The organism is Myxococcales bacterium (assembly GCA_023898405.1).
Taxonomy (GTDB): Bacteria; Myxococcota; UBA727; order UBA727; family JABDBI01.
Map to the genome: position 1 here is coordinate 1,423,434 of CP060221.1, position 13,937 is coordinate 1,437,370.

Annotated in this window: 11 protein-coding genes; 5 read left to right on the forward strand and 6 right to left on the reverse strand. The window is 36.4% G+C overall.

The window, feature by feature from the left end; genetic code table 11:
* Positions 1–2: 2 nt before the first annotated feature.
* On the reverse strand, positions 3–719 hold the full coding sequence (locus tag H6731_06440) for a metal ABC transporter ATP-binding protein (GenBank protein USN49915.1): 717 nt from the start codon (positions 717–719) through the stop codon (positions 3–5).
* On the reverse strand, positions 712–1,626 hold the full coding sequence (locus H6731_06445) for a zinc ABC transporter substrate-binding protein (GenBank protein ID USN49916.1): 915 nt from the start codon (positions 1,624–1,626) through the stop codon (positions 712–714). Before H6731_06445 ends, H6731_06440 begins: the two co-directional genes overlap by 8 nt.
* A gap of 214 nt (positions 1,627–1,840) precedes the next feature.
* Between H6731_06445 and H6731_06450 the strand changes: the two genes are divergently transcribed.
* On the forward strand, positions 1,841–2,326 hold the full coding sequence (locus H6731_06450) for a DUF2058 family protein (protein USN49917.1): 486 nt from the start codon (positions 1,841–1,843) through the stop codon (positions 2,324–2,326).
* 129 nt (positions 2,327–2,455) lie between these two features.
* Here the strand turns inward: H6731_06450 and H6731_06455 are convergent, their stop codons facing one another.
* Positions 2,456–3,139 carry a sigma-70 family RNA polymerase sigma factor gene (locus H6731_06455; protein USN49918.1) on the reverse strand — a complete coding sequence of 228 codons (684 nt, stop codon included), beginning with the start codon at positions 3,137–3,139 and terminating at the stop codon, positions 2,456–2,458.
* A 195-nt stretch (positions 3,140–3,334) separates the two neighbouring features.
* Between H6731_06455 and H6731_06460 the strand changes: the two genes are divergently transcribed.
* The 4 genes from H6731_06460 to H6731_06475 all read left to right on the forward strand — a co-directional run bounded on the left by H6731_06460 (position 3,335) and on the right by H6731_06475 (position 6,885).
* The gene (locus H6731_06460) at positions 3,335–5,158 is read left to right on the forward strand and encodes a TIGR04551 family protein (GenBank protein USN49919.1); all 1,824 of its coding nucleotides are present in this window, start codon (positions 3,335–3,337) and stop codon (positions 5,156–5,158) included.
* A 151-nt stretch (positions 5,159–5,309) separates the two neighbouring features.
* On the forward strand, positions 5,310–5,906 hold the full coding sequence (locus H6731_06465; protein ID USN49920.1) for a hypothetical protein: 597 nt from the start codon (positions 5,310–5,312) through the stop codon (positions 5,904–5,906).
* A gap of 28 nt (positions 5,907–5,934) precedes the next feature.
* Entirely contained in the window at positions 5,935–6,291 is a 357-nt protein-coding gene (locus tag H6731_06470) for a hypothetical protein (protein ID USN49921.1), read from the forward strand.
* Positions 6,292–6,885: a 4'-phosphopantetheinyl transferase superfamily protein gene (locus H6731_06475; protein USN49922.1), complete on the forward strand. Its 594-nt coding sequence runs from the start codon at positions 6,292–6,294 to the stop codon at positions 6,883–6,885.
* 72 nt (positions 6,886–6,957) lie between these two features.
* Here H6731_06475 and H6731_06480 read toward each other — a convergent pair whose 3' ends face one another.
* The 3 genes from H6731_06480 to H6731_06490 form a co-directional block, all read right to left on the reverse strand.
* Positions 6,958–8,616 carry a bifunctional metallophosphatase/5'-nucleotidase gene (locus H6731_06480; protein USN49923.1) on the reverse strand — a complete coding sequence of 553 codons (1,659 nt, stop codon included), beginning with the start codon at positions 8,614–8,616 and terminating at the stop codon, positions 6,958–6,960.
* Between the two features lie 231 nt (positions 8,617–8,847).
* The gene (locus H6731_06485; protein ID USN49924.1) at positions 8,848–9,576 is read right to left on the reverse strand and encodes a hypothetical protein; all 729 of its coding nucleotides are present in this window, start codon (positions 9,574–9,576) and stop codon (positions 8,848–8,850) included.
* A 122-nt stretch (positions 9,577–9,698) separates the two neighbouring features.
* Positions 9,699–13,736, reverse strand: coding sequence for a hypothetical protein (locus tag H6731_06490; GenBank protein ID USN49925.1), 4,038 nt, complete (start codon positions 13,734–13,736; stop codon positions 9,699–9,701).
* Positions 13,737–13,937 lie beyond the last annotated feature (201 nt).

Below are 13,937 nucleotides of genomic sequence, written 5' to 3' on the forward strand. Positions count from 1 at the left end.
AGTTACTGATTCCGGTGATGGTAGAGTACAGTCTCTTTTCCGAAAAGACTTTTAATGGTCTGCTCAGTGAGAACATGCTGCGGTTTTCCTGTGCAAATAAGATTACCCTTCAGACATAAAACAAAGTTAGCAAAACTAGCCACTACATCCAGCTCATGAGAGACCATGATGACAGTACTCTTGTGCTCTTTATGAAGATGAAGAATAAGCTCATAAAAACTATGCTCGCCGCCAACATCAATACCCGCGGATGGCTCATCTAAAAAAAGAATTTTTGGGTCAGAGAGCATCGCTCTTTCGATCAGTACACGTTGAAGTTGTCCTCCTGAGAGGTCCCCTAGTTTTTTGTGAATAGTATTGGCGCTGCCGAGATGATCGAGGTAACGAATAATTTTTTCTTTCGAGCAGTTGGGATGAGAGAGTTGCAAAAACTCTAGGACTGTGAGCGGGAAGCTACGATCAAAATTAAAACGTTGGGGCACGTAAGCGATTTCTTTACGAGCATCTTTAATTGCTTTTCCCAAAATTTTTATGGAGCCTTTTTTTATAGGGATTAAGCCTAAAATAGCCTTTAGAAGTGTGGTCTTTCCTGAACCATTTGGCCCAATGATGGCTGCAATATCACCCTGATTAATGGAAAAACTTAAATCATGGAGGACATCGTTGCTGCCAAATGACACCCATAAATTTTTGGCACAAACTGCGTCTATTTTATTCATGTTTAGTATTCAACAAGGTGTTTTTTAAAGTGAGTACATTGTATTCCATAAGATCTAGGTAGGTCATTCGACCAACACTTCCTCCGATAGGGTCAAGCTCAGCTATTGTTAAATGATGATCTTTTGCAAAACTCTTGAGCGCAGCTAAAGATAGTTGTGGCTCTGTGAAAATAACGTGAATGCGTTGGTCATGAATTTTTTTTCCCAGATCATTTAAGTAGCGTATGGTAGGCTCCTCTCCTCCAGCTGTTTCAAAGCTCCCCGCCAATGAAAGGTGTAAATCACGGGCAAAGTAAAACCATGCATCGTGTAGGGTTAAAAATGCCGCATCTTTAACATCTTTTAATGATACAACAAATCTCTCTTGAGCTTTTTCAAGCTTTATTTTGTACAGGTGAGCATTTTCTATATAGCCATCAGCATGTTCAGGATCTCTTTGCGCCAAGGTATGAGCGATGTTATCAACCATTTTTTGGGCAGCCTGCATGCTTAGCCAATAATGTGGGTCCACTGCTCCATTAGGATATTTTCGTAAATCAACATCTTTGTCCACGAGCACTACATCAATGTTACCGATCGTTTGTGATATCCGAGAAGCCCATGTATCGAGTCCATGCCCCAAAGCAAAGATTAATTTTACGTTTTGCATCTCCTTTATTTTGCTTGGAGAAAATTCAAAAAGATGAGGCGAAGATCCAGGAGGTAAGATATTGATAACCTGGGCATTAGATCCAGCGACACTGCGTGTCATATCGAAAAGCGGATAAATGGTGGTTGCTAAGATCAGTTCTTGAGTTTCAGCTTTAGTCTCATTAAATCTATTTTTCAAAAAATAATGAGTAAGCATTATCGATAAGGCGGCCAAGGCAAGAAAAGGCAGATAGAGTGATTTTTTTACTGTGGTCATATTTTTACTTGGTTACTGGTAAAGACGTTATAGCAAGGATTTGTCCCATCTACATACTATTAGATGATTATATAAAGGGCTTAGGTCAATTGGGAAACAATATTCTTATTAAAATCTTTGCTGATATGAACTATGTAATAGTAGGCTGTAGTGCCGTTGACATCAAATTTTAAACCGTTAAATAGAGCTAAAACCTAAATGTAAAGAATGAGTTATGTTTGATTTAAAAGCTAAACTACTTGAAAAAGGTTTGGTCACTAAAGAACAAATACAAAAAATTGACCAAGAGAAACCAAAAAAAAATCATGGCAAAGAGAATAAAAATGTTGCTGAAGTAGATTTTGATGAAAAAGAGCGCAGAAAAACCCTAATGCAGCTAAAATCATCTGATAAAAACCAGCAGTATGCGATTATTAGAAAGTGGGTAGATTTAAATCGCTGTGACCGAGCCAGTGATATTTCTCTTGATTGTGAAAAATTTTTTATTCCAGCTAAAGATGGTCAAATAACCTGGCTTACACTAAAGAAAGAAGTAGTCGAACAAATAAAAAATGGCGTTTTAGGGGTTATTGCCTACATGTCAAACCATGGTTTAACTCATGCCGTGGTTCCCAGAGATATCGCTCAAGACGTAGCTCAGGTATTTCCTGAATGGCTGAAAGTTTTAAACGATCTAAGCGACTGTTTTAAAAGTAATTAAGTAAACTTTTTAGTTTATTTATCCCAGATGAGCAACGAAATTTTTGCCAATATGCAGGATATGAACTGCAAATTTTTTGTTCATCACCCAAAAAAAATCTTAAAAATACCTTCAAAACAGTCTAAATGCTTAGGCTGCTTTGCTTTGTTCGTTGAGTTTTCTTTTCCAGCGCGGATTTAATTTGTGATCTACCAGATAGCCATTTTTTTTAAGTAGATCCAAAAATTGCTTACGCAGATTTTTCTCAAGCAATTTAATTCGCGCTCTGGTGGTATTCATTAATTTTGCACTCCCCTCTTGGGTGTTTCCTTGAGAAAAACGCAAGGAGAAAAATTGCTTTTCCTCACTGTTGAGACGGCCGATAAATCTGTCGGTCAATTCCTTAAGTTGCAAATTTTGCATGTGTGTTTCAGGGCTTTCACCATAATTTTCTCGGGAACAAAATGGGTAGTTCCCTACAGGTTCAGGGGTATCTTCAACTCTTTCAACATTGATCAGTCGATCTCTATGGTGGCACTCACGCAATACTAAATTTTTTGCGATGGAGAAAAGATAGGTTTGAAATGGGCGGATACCATCATAATTGATCCGTGTAGATGGCATAAAAGCCCGGGTAAAAGTTTCTTGCACAATAGCATCAATATCCATTGATGGATCAACGCCACGAAAACGGTACAAACGCCCCTGGGAGGAAAAACTAAAACCTCCATGAAGAAATTTTTTTAAGGGAGAGGAGTGGTTTTTATATAGAATAAGAAATGCCGATTTTTCACCTTTTTTATATGAAGCTAGCAATTGTGGATTGTTGATCATATTTATCTAATCCTTTGGAGTAAATTTGCAGTGTTTATTCGTTGAATTACTGTTCGACTTTAAGCATCAAAAGTTGTTGCTAATAGCTTTTAGGCATACTCTTTTTCATAAATTTATCTCAATTAATTCTTTACGGGTGAGTGTTTTGCGGATAGGAGGAAAAACGCGACAGTAAATTTGCGGTAAGGACTCAACATGGCTTTTTTTCGCGCACACATTCTAAAATTATTTTTTTTCCTAAGTTTTGTGAATGTCTCTTTATATTCTGATGAAAATATTCCTGTGCCCGAATTGCCACCTGAAGAGCAAGCTTATGAAGAGTCTAAAGTTAATGAGGAACCTTCAAAGGTTATTAATTTTGAAAATCAAAATATCAGGGCAGATTTTTTTAGTGATACAGCAGCCAACAGGGGTTTTTCTCGATTTTTAAACGCTCTTGAATTATCTGGCTATTTAAGAACCAGGCTTAATTATTTTAGAAATCCTCATTTAGGCACTTATATCACTAGTCTTGGCAGAGGAACTTCAATGTTTTTGCCAAATCTAAGGGGCTACGATTCCTCAAGCGATTCAGAGGCAAATCCTGCTCAAAATAATTTTAGCGCCAATATGAGACTGCGACTTGTTCCAACTATTAATATTTCAGAAACAATCAGAGTTAAGGCTACATTGGATATTTTAGATAATATGGTCATGGGTTCAACGCCTTCTTATATGGCTGGCATGTCTTTTAATCCAAGCAATCCTATCGCCATGATGTCTATGTCGCAAAGCACTCCTATGCTAGGAGTCAATACTCTCGATGATGCCATAAGAGTTAAGCGTGTGTGGGGAGAGGCAAGCTTTCCTATAGGGGAGTTTCGTTTTGGGCGTATGCCTTTTCATTGGGGTTTAGGACTTTTGTACCACGGTGGTAATGGTATTGATTCTGACTACGGCGATCAGGTGGATGGATTTTTATTTAGCACCAAAGTTTTTGATCATTACCTAAGCCCTGGATATTTCTTTGCATATACAGGCCCTAATGCGCGTGGTGGTGGATTAGGACAGACGGCTTTAAATCATCCCAATTATTTCTTGATGCCAGAGCTTGGAGCTCGTTATCCTCTTGAGTCCAATAGTACAACTCATGTTTTTAGTCTGAGTCTTTTAAAGAGACACTCCGATTTTGTTGTCCATCAAAAGCTTGAAGAGGGCAGCACTATTTTTAACTATGGAATTTTTGCATCTTACCGCAAGCAAAAACTTGACTCTCAATATCAGAATCCAAAAGTTGATGGCAATAATGCTCAATCGCTTGTAGTTGAACGTGATGCAAATGTTGGACTTTTATCCTTATGGTCAGCCTTGTCAGTTGGAACCTTTCATTTGGAAATGGAGTTTGCAGGTGTTTGGGGTAAGTACCAAATTGGAGAAAAAGATACTGATTTACTGGCAAAGGATAGCGCGGGAAATAACGTTAGCAAATCGGATGTATGGATGTTGAGCGGAGGAGCAGCCATTGAATCGAAGTATGGTTTTATCAGTGATCGACTTCAGTTGGGTCTTGATGCCGGTTGGGCTTCATCAGGTCCTGGTTTAGGTTTTGGTGTGAGAGGAAAAAAACCGCATACATCAACTGACTTCAAAACCGATTTTACTTTTAATCCAGGCTATACCCTAGATTTACTCTTGTATCGTGAAGTTCTTGGTACAGTTTCAGGAACTTTTTATGTGAAACCTCATTTGGCATACTTTTTTAATCGTAACTTTGGCATTCGTAGCGATATCATTAGCTCATTCGCTTATAACAAGGCCAATACCAGTGGAGATTCGCATTTTTTAGGAATCGAGTCTGATACGTCAGCTTTTATTAGAACAGAAAGTGGTTTTTACTTTTCTTTAGCCTATGGAATATTGTTCCCCCTCAAGGGGCTCAATCATAAAAATTCAGCAGAAATTACACCAAAAGATATGAAAATTTTCGGTGAGGCTAAGGTTGCTCAAACCCTGCAAACCTACATTGGATTAGTTTTTTAAAGAGCTAAAAAAACATAAATTAGAGGTTGTAGGGCAAAATTTTTTATACACGGCTTGAAAATTTTTTTCCCAATTTGAGATGCCAATGGATGATTACTTGTCTTTGGCTGGTTTCAAGGCTTGAATACTTCAGCTTTTGTGGGAAGAGGCGATGTCAAAATCTCTAAAAGAATCCGGCAGCCGTGTAAGAAGAACTTTAAAAAAGGATTGTGCTCTTATTGAATCGAGAAATTTTTTTAAACTTGCCGCAGATGTTGCCAACCCCAATGTAAGAGTTGCTCTACATAAAAATGATAGCTGGCAGTTGAAAGCTGTGACGCCAGATAAGAAGGCTCACTCTAGTTTGCTGGATCCGACCTACCAAAAATGTATGCTGAGCTTTGACGCAACTCAGAGCGATCAGATTGATAATAAAATTATTAGTATTTTCCCTGACCAAAATTTGAGCGCAAGAGATCTTCATAATTACATTTTCACTCACTTTAAAGAAAATCCAGCCAAACAATTTATTATCCCTACTCAGGCTGGAAAAAAAATGATCGTCGATAAGGGCTATCTTTTCTGTGCTAATCGCCTAAAAAATAAATCGTGGCAAAGTAAACCTGGTATTGAAGTGGGGCTAAAATATTTCCATGCTCAATTGTTTTCTTCCCGATCAACTAAAAATGAAATTAATTTTATTTATTGGATAAAATTTGATGACCAAGAACAAATAACTCATGGCGATATAGTAAGGATAAAAAAATAAAACATACTAATATCTGTAAGAGGTAAGAGTGAAGACTAATACGCAAACACATATTTTTAATACAAGTGTGTTGTCGCCAGCAACAAAAAAAAATTTTTTTGCTCCTAGAACAAAAGCCGATAAATTTTTCCCCAAAAAAAAATCGGCTAATCTATTTTTTACTCAAAAAAATATCTCAACTTCGATAGAGGTAAATTTAAATGAAGAAATAAAAACCATTACAAAACCCTGGTGGTCTGAAAAGTTACAAAGTCGAATTGAAAAACAAATACATCCCTTATCTTTAGAAGAATTAACGAAAATAAAAATAGATAATGTAGATTTAAAAAGCATATTGAAATCATTATCAAAAGACCAAAGTTATCTGAAAGTTAAAATAATTTAAATGAAAAAAATATCTTTGTCGTTAACCGATGAAATTAAAAATCAATTTATCAATACTAAGCAAATTCACGTTTGGATAATTAATTGCAGTGAAAAATCAGTAAATAAAAATAAAAAAATACTTTCTATAATAAAAAAATATTTGACGAGTTATGATTTCAGTTTAGAAAAAAAAACAAATGGTAAACCCTATATAAAAAGCAGTCACGATAGAGAACTCTATATTAGCATATCTCACTCATATGATGTTTTAGTTGTTGCCTTGAGCTTTGCAGAGCCTATTGGGGTAGATGTTGAGTTTGTCAAAGAACGAGAATTTATTAAACGGATCAGCGATAAATATTTTATTGAGCCCATAGTGAGTCTGATGGATTTTTATCGCTCATGGACGGCTAGAGAATCTTTTGTAAAAATAAATGGCAATGGATTGATGGTGTCAATGAAGAAAATAAAAGTTGATAATCAGGCAAAGGAGTTTCTTATTGGAATAAAAGATTATTCTCATAAAGTTGTTTTTCATAGCTTTGAAAATTATCTTATTGCCACATGTCTAGAGAATAGCGAAAAGAATTCAGTGCAATACTTTTGGTGCTGATTTAAAAAATTTTATTTAGACCGATTGTCAAGTTAAAATTCGGTCTAAACTATTCTTTAGGTTAACTCTTATTTAATGTTCAACAACGCTAACTCTTGATCCTTGTTGTTGCGTCGATAAATTTGGATGAGACTCAAGGTAGTTAGCTAATGCATCGATATCGAGTACACCGATAGTTTTATCCCATCCCTTATTGAATCCGCTGAATCCATCACCACCATCAGCAAGAAAACTGTTGGCACAAACTCTATAATTTTCTTCGAGAACAAGCGCTTTTTGGTTGATGAAAATACTTGAAGGAATAACCTTATGACATGCAGGGCCTCGTTCATCGTATTGATAGCTAAATCCTTTTGAAACTTGTAGAACACGTTTTTTGCTTGCGCCACAGCCAACAAATTGTTGTTCTAAAATATCGACTATTTGCTGCCCACTAAGCATCATGCTAATAATTGAATTTCCGAAAGGCTGAACAGCATAGACTTCACCAAAGTTTACTTTTCCGTCACCTTCATTATTACTGCTGCTAGCATAGACGATATCGGTACGAATTCCTCCTGGATTTACGAAGGCAACGCTTGATTCTTGCTTTGATAATTTATTGGTAGTTTCGAGTTGCGCATCGGCAATCATTTTTCCTAGTGTCGATTCACCTGCTCTGTTTACTTGTTTGGTGAAGCTTTCTTGAATTGTGCCGACGATTTTTTGAGTAATAGGAGCAGCCATCGATTGATATTTTTTAATCAGCGCTGACTGTTCAATATCTTTTTTGACGGTACGTGTTACAACTATATTGTCTGCTGCAGAGCGTATTAATTGTCCACTTTCAACATCGACATCAATAAAAATTTCAGTGACAAGGCGTCCGTAAGATGCCGCGCTGGTGACAATTTTATCATTGATATTACAATTATAGGCTTGATGTGTGTGGCCACTAAGAACAACTCCTACTTCGTCATCTAGCTTTTGAACGATATTCACGATTGGACCAGAAATTCCTTTACATCCATTATAATCTCCAGCATTAAATCCACCTTCGTGAATCAAAAGAATTATTGTGCTTACTCCTTGAGACTTGAGCTCAGGAATTAAAGCATTAACTGTTTGCGCTTCATCTTTAAATGTAAGTCCCTCGATTGAATCCTTTGCTATAACGTTAGGAGCATCTTTTAAAACAACTCCGACAATGGCAATTTTGACAGCTCCAAATTGACGAACGCTGTATGAGGGAAACAGTGTTTTACCTGTTTTATCGATAATCACATTTGATGCCAGCATTTCAAATTGAGCGCCGCCAAATTTGTCTTTTTCCCCACACATTTTTCCACTACATTCACCCAAAATTAATTTTTGCATCTTCTCCCAACCCTTATCAAATTCGTGATTTCCGATTGCATTGATATCAAGACCAAGCAGATTCATCGCTTCTATTGTTGGTTTATCATCGAATAATGCTGAAAGAAGTGGACTGGCACCGAACAGGTCTCCGGCTGAAAGGATTAAAGAATGCCTTTGATTCTCTTTGAGATTTTTAATATGAGTTGCAAGGTATTCGATACCTCCTGCAGATATTCCGTTAATAGTACCCAAACTTCCGGTGGGAGGTTCAAGGTTTCCGTGAAAATCATTTATGCCTATTAACTGAATACGTACAAAATCAGATTCATTTTGGGCATGAGCAAAAGCTGTACCAAAAATAAAAAAATAAAAGATAAAAAAAACTTTTCGCATATTTTCCCTCGGTAGGGAAAAATAGCGATATGGCTTAGCAATTGGTTAAAAATAAATTTAAAATTTATAGTAGAAAATCATTGATAATCAGAGTTGTTTTTAATTTTTTTGGTTATTGAAGCCACTCTTTGGTCAAATCTTAAAACAGTATTTTTATCTCCATCAATAAAACAAGCACGATAGATCCATAGCTTTAGAGCTGGTTATTGTGAATTATTGAATTGAAATTTTCTAATAATAGTCGTGACGTATTTTTGCGATTTCCCAAGGAGATCTACCTATAGCTGATACAAGGCCAGAGTTTCTCCGAGTTCGGCCTGCAATTTCTTTAAAAATAGGGCCCGATATTTTTTCGTCACATTCTAGACAAGGATTAAGTTTTCCATTGCTTAAGTTGTAGTTCTCACTTTTAAACAGACTTCGTAGACAAACCCCAAGGCATTTTTTTGCCGTATTTTTTGAGTTGTAATACCAAGTCTTTGCGCATGGAAGACTAAAACCAAAGTTCAAAAAGCAATCAACACCTAAGACTTCACTGAAAGAGAGAAATGCACATCTTCTTGATGGGGTGGTCATATCTTTCAGCGTCATATAGCTGGCTAGATCCTGCAATGATGAGCAGGTACCGCATTTACCAAGGTGGGTAAGATAAGCGTGATCTTTATCAAGATCTTCAGAGTTTTTATAAGTTTTGGTGATGTATTTTGTTTTTCCTTCTACATAAACAATGCCGCAAAGATCCGTAGAAGCTTTTGGCTTCAATGATCGTTTGGCGTAAGGATCAGAAGAAATCTTAGTAACATTTAAGAGTTTTTTTTTCCTGAACTCATTGGCTATAAGTTTTGTACTTGGTTCTTCAAAAGAAATAAGTTTTTGGCTGCTAAAAAAAAATAAAGCAAGAGCAAAATTCCATTTTAAGCAGAAGGAAGGCGACAAACCAAGAATTTTAAAGGATGGCATCAAGAATCCTCCAAAAAGTATTAAGTATATTTCTTGGCTTTTTGAATTGGCTGCTTAATTCTGCAACAAATATTCTTAAAATCTTTGGAAACTATTTTAAAAATAATTTTCAGCAAGCATCATCACTCTTCATTGCTTTCCTCTTTATTTTTTTCTTCTTCGGCAAGACGTTTTTCTTCAGCAATTCTCTGCTCTTCGGCAAGACGTTTTTCTTCAGCAATTCTTTGCTCTTCAGCAAGACGTTTTTCTTCAGCAATGCGTTTTTCTTCTTCCTCACGCCTTTTTTGTTCAAAATAAATTTCTTTGTCTTTTTCTATCCAAGACAAAATAACTTCCTGCCAGTTATCGGCTTCTAAATCTTTTTGTTGATAAGATTCATATGCTTGAGGGGCGTCGGTAGAATAAGCATGACCTTTATTGTAATAAATTTTCCATTTTTCTAAGTATTCATTAAACAAGTGTGTGTAGTTTTTGAGCTCTTTTTCAAGGCTTAAGAATGCGGTTGTTCTGGCGATAATTTTGCTGCTTAGATGATTTAGCATTTCTCTAAGAGGATCGATAACAATGTTTTTTTGCTGCTTTTCTTGGGTTTGCCAGTATGAACTCAGATCTAAATACGAAATAAATTGTAATGCCACTCGGTCGCTGAGGTTGAGCTCTGGTGCAGAACGTAAATTGAGCTCTTGAATTCTTTTTTGTAGCTTTATTTTTAAATAAGCCTCTGCAAATAGAAGGCGGTCATGAGTATTGAGCGGATGAATGTTGATATTTACTGATTTTTCTTCCTGGCCATATTTATCGATTTTTGTCATCTGAAAGTCGGTTAGATTATTGGTATTCATTCCTATTACAAGGGATGATTTTCTCATATCAATTTTTTGTCCTGACTCTCTTCTTGTTAATCCCTCCAGGCTTTCCATGAATGCTTCAGCTAACTCTTCATTAAAGCTATTCATCTTAGTGCGATCAAACAACACCAAAACTTGAGAAAGATTTTTGAGTTGATCTTTTTTCAACTGACGCGCACAGAGATCTATCCACTTCGAGTCGGTTGAGGTTACCCTGCTTAATTCAAAGTCATTTGTTTCAAGTGAATAATAAGTTGTTCCTGAGTAAGGGGTCGTTGCAATATAAATTTTGTTGCTGTGATGGGCCGTATAGATTTTTTTTACTTCATCCCATGCAGCAGGAATATTATTATTGCTGTTGCTTGTCCTAAGATATACCGTCCCCTCCTTTTTTTCAGTCTGATATTTTTTCCATATCAAGGGCGTCTTTACTGCAAGTGATTCTATGTTTCCATCTATTTTGCAGTAAGGAATGTTTAAAATTTCAGCCAGGTTTGAAATAATCCCTAAATCGGTTGCACTGTCTTGTCTGAGAAATATCAACGGAGTTTGATAATTTTCGTTTCCTCCGAAGGTTAGGTTTTTTAGAACGGCATTAGCGATATCAAAAATATTTTGTAGGTTATGTTCACCTAAGTAGTAAAGTTGTTCACTAATAGCTTTCGATATCCTTTGTTTTTCATCACCGTCCATGATTATAGGAGTTGGTGGATTCAACGCAGTAATCATTTCTTGTATTTGTGCTAGAGATTGCTCCCTTAGCTCAATTGCTTTTGTGTTGTCTTTAAGTGTTTGTAATTCTAAAAGCGCTGTATCAGATTCGGAAATTTTGCTAATTTCTTCTTCCATCTCTCTTAGAAATTCGCCTACTTCATTATTAAATGCATCCTGTCGGAGGTTTGTGGTTTGTTCCTTTTGGTATTCTCCGATAGATTTGGCTTCGAGAATTATATTGAATGGGCTGTCGCTTGGGTAATTCCCTTCAAGCTTGCAGATATCGGGGTGCAGTTTGCGTGTCTGTATGGTTCCCTTAAATCTTTTAAAAAACTCAATCAGCCCACGAACACCCATTTTTCCATTCATTTTATCCAATGCTTCTCCATCCTTTTCTACAATAGCCATAATGGATTGTTCGCACAGTTCATGATTTATAAGAAATACACCCTTGGCTTCAGAATTTAGTTCTTCTTCCACGGGTTTCCATGCTTCAAGCAGCATGGTTAATCGCTGTTTTCTGTCAGCATAAGGAACCTGATAAATTTCTATCCGAGATAAAAGTGTATTAATCATTTCTGATTTTTTGCTGTCTTTTTCAAATTCAACAGGCAGGCTATTTGCTGTGATAAAAAAATAAAGATCAGATATTCGTACAGGAAATTCTAATACTTTTTGTAAATCTTTTCGAAGTTCAAATTCAAGTTTTGCATCAATAGTTTTTTGTGAAGGATCTCCAAGATCTTTCAAAAGTAAAAAGAAATTTTCTCTATCTTTTACTTTTTCCATTGAGTTAGCGGCTAACTCACCTTGTAAAACTCGATCAAAATCATCTAGTAAAACAACTCCATTACGAATTTTTACACCGCTTGATTTTTCCATAAAAACGGTTTTGAGGCAGTCGATAATTCTGTGCCTTATATAGCCGGTCACCGCAGGAAATTTTTCCATATTTCTCGAAGACACTTCGCTATAATTTATTTTGCATAGAGGAAGATCTAACCACCCTGTAAACATTTCCTCTATGCCACTGGTTTTTCCATTTCCTGGTTCAGCATAAAAATATTTTAGGGTTCTTTTTGACTCTTTAGCGTTGGAGTCATCCATCACATTTTGAGCTAATGCCCACAGTTTATTTTCATATTCACTGGATCCGCGTTTTTCGATAATTTCTCTACGCTGTCTCATAGCCTCTTTCTGAATGGGCCATTTGTGAAAAGGAAATTCCAATATCTGTCGTAAATAATCAAAACGCATATTTAGAAATATTTCATCTTTAAGGTCAAGCAGAGTAGGGCGGCCGGCAGCCTTTAGTTGTTCAGTGGAAGCGGTAGCCTGGCGAATAGTGAGTTTAGATTTAGCAGGTGGAGCAAATTTTTGCTTGAGAGATGATACCGAAATATGTCGAGGATAATTGGTTACATTTGGTGCGAATAATGGATCTGGCGAATATCCAGCATGATTTTGTTCTTTTGGGCTCTTTTCTTGTATTTTCTCTTCGGATTGTGTATTGGGCATCGCCTGACTTACGGCAGAGAGCATACGATTTACGCTCGCTGATTTCTGTTCTTTAAATTTATTGAGTTCTAGTCGGGCTTCATTAGTAAGGTTTCTTAGAATGCTGACTTGACTATCAGTTAAATCCTGCCGTTCATTTTTTACTAATTCATCAGCCATTCTTAGAATGTCGTCTAAGTATATTTTTTCTCTTTCATCCTCTACTCCATTGTCTTCTTTTTTCCAGGCTTCTACTCCAGCGGCAGCAGCTTGAACCGCCCAAATTTTACCAAGCTCATAAACTTGCCCCCACAAATTCCAAGTGTTGGGATCCAAGAGGTCAGCATCTTTTTTTGACTCAATAAAGGTTTCGACCGCAGGTTTAAAGGTTCCAACTAGAGCCTTGCTGTATCCCCACAAGGTTGTCAGATAGCTTTCTCCTGATGATTGATCTTGTTGAGCCTTTTCAAGAACTTTTGGTGAGGGCTCAGGCACTATTGGTTCTGAACTTGCTTGATACCACCATGAGCGTAGAGGCGAAATAGCTTGCGATTGAACAGATATATCTTGGCCTTGATCTGACCTGCTAAACCAAGAACCTAAGTAGGAACGAGAGACTTTTGGCGAATTTGACAATGGTTTTTCAACCATTATCAAATCATTTATCTCTTCAGCTTCAGTGCTGCATATAATTTTTTTTATAAAAATTTCTTCTTCATCTATTTCCCAATCCAATTGGTAATCTGATGAGTTTCTGTATTGAGATTCAAAATGAATTAGTTCCGAATTTCTTTTGGCTACAGTCATGCACGGTATTTTTTCATGACAATAAAATCGTTTACAGAAGGAATGCCCTTTTTGCACAACTAATTCTTCCAATATTTTTTGTGCGCTTGTGTCTTGTGAGAATTCGATCCCCGTAAAAACAAATTCAAATCCAAATAAATCTTTTTCAACAAGTTTTCTTATTTTTACTTTAGCTTCATTAATGGAAAATAAACGAATGCCACCGTTAAATAATGGAATTTCATGCTGATAGTTTTGAGAATATAAAATGCTTCCAAAGCCGATAGCGAGTAATAAACTTATAAGTTTTAACATGTCTGTATGGCCTCTTAATATAGATTTTAAAAATCCAAATATCGAGCGACAAGTTCTAAGGAATGGATTGGAACGCTGTTACTGCAAATGGGATCGATATTTTCCCTGCTAACAAGTGTGCCTTGAATAATTTTCCCAAGATAGTAATTTTTCTAATATTTTTTGCGTTTCTTTGGGTTCATTAACGTAGAAAAGATGGCG

Coding starts and splice junctions, on each gene's coding strand:
- H6731_06440 (USN49915.1), bottom strand. CDS start 719: ATGAATAAAATAGACGCAGTTTGTGCCAAAAATTTATGGGTGTCATTT.
- H6731_06445 (USN49916.1), bottom strand. CDS start 1,626: ATGACCACAGTAAAAAAATCACTCTATCTGCCTTTTCTTGCCTTGGCC.
- H6731_06450 (USN49917.1), top strand. CDS start 1,841: ATGTTTGATTTAAAAGCTAAACTACTTGAAAAAGGTTTGGTCACTAAA.
- H6731_06455 (USN49918.1), bottom strand. CDS start 3,139: ATGATCAACAATCCACAATTGCTAGCTTCATATAAAAAAGGTGAAAAA.
- H6731_06460 (USN49919.1), top strand. CDS start 3,335: ATGGCTTTTTTTCGCGCACACATTCTAAAATTATTTTTTTTCCTAAGT.
- H6731_06465 (USN49920.1), top strand. CDS start 5,310: ATGTCAAAATCTCTAAAAGAATCCGGCAGCCGTGTAAGAAGAACTTTA.
- H6731_06475 (USN49922.1), top strand. CDS start 6,292: ATGAAAAAAATATCTTTGTCGTTAACCGATGAAATTAAAAATCAATTT.
- H6731_06480 (USN49923.1), bottom strand. CDS start 8,616: ATGCGAAAAGTTTTTTTTATCTTTTATTTTTTTATTTTTGGTACAGCT.
- H6731_06485 (USN49924.1), bottom strand. CDS start 9,576: ATGCCATCCTTTAAAATTCTTGGTTTGTCGCCTTCCTTCTGCTTAAAA.
- H6731_06490 (USN49925.1), bottom strand. CDS start 13,736: ATGTTAAAACTTATAAGTTTATTACTCGCTATCGGCTTTGGAAGCATT.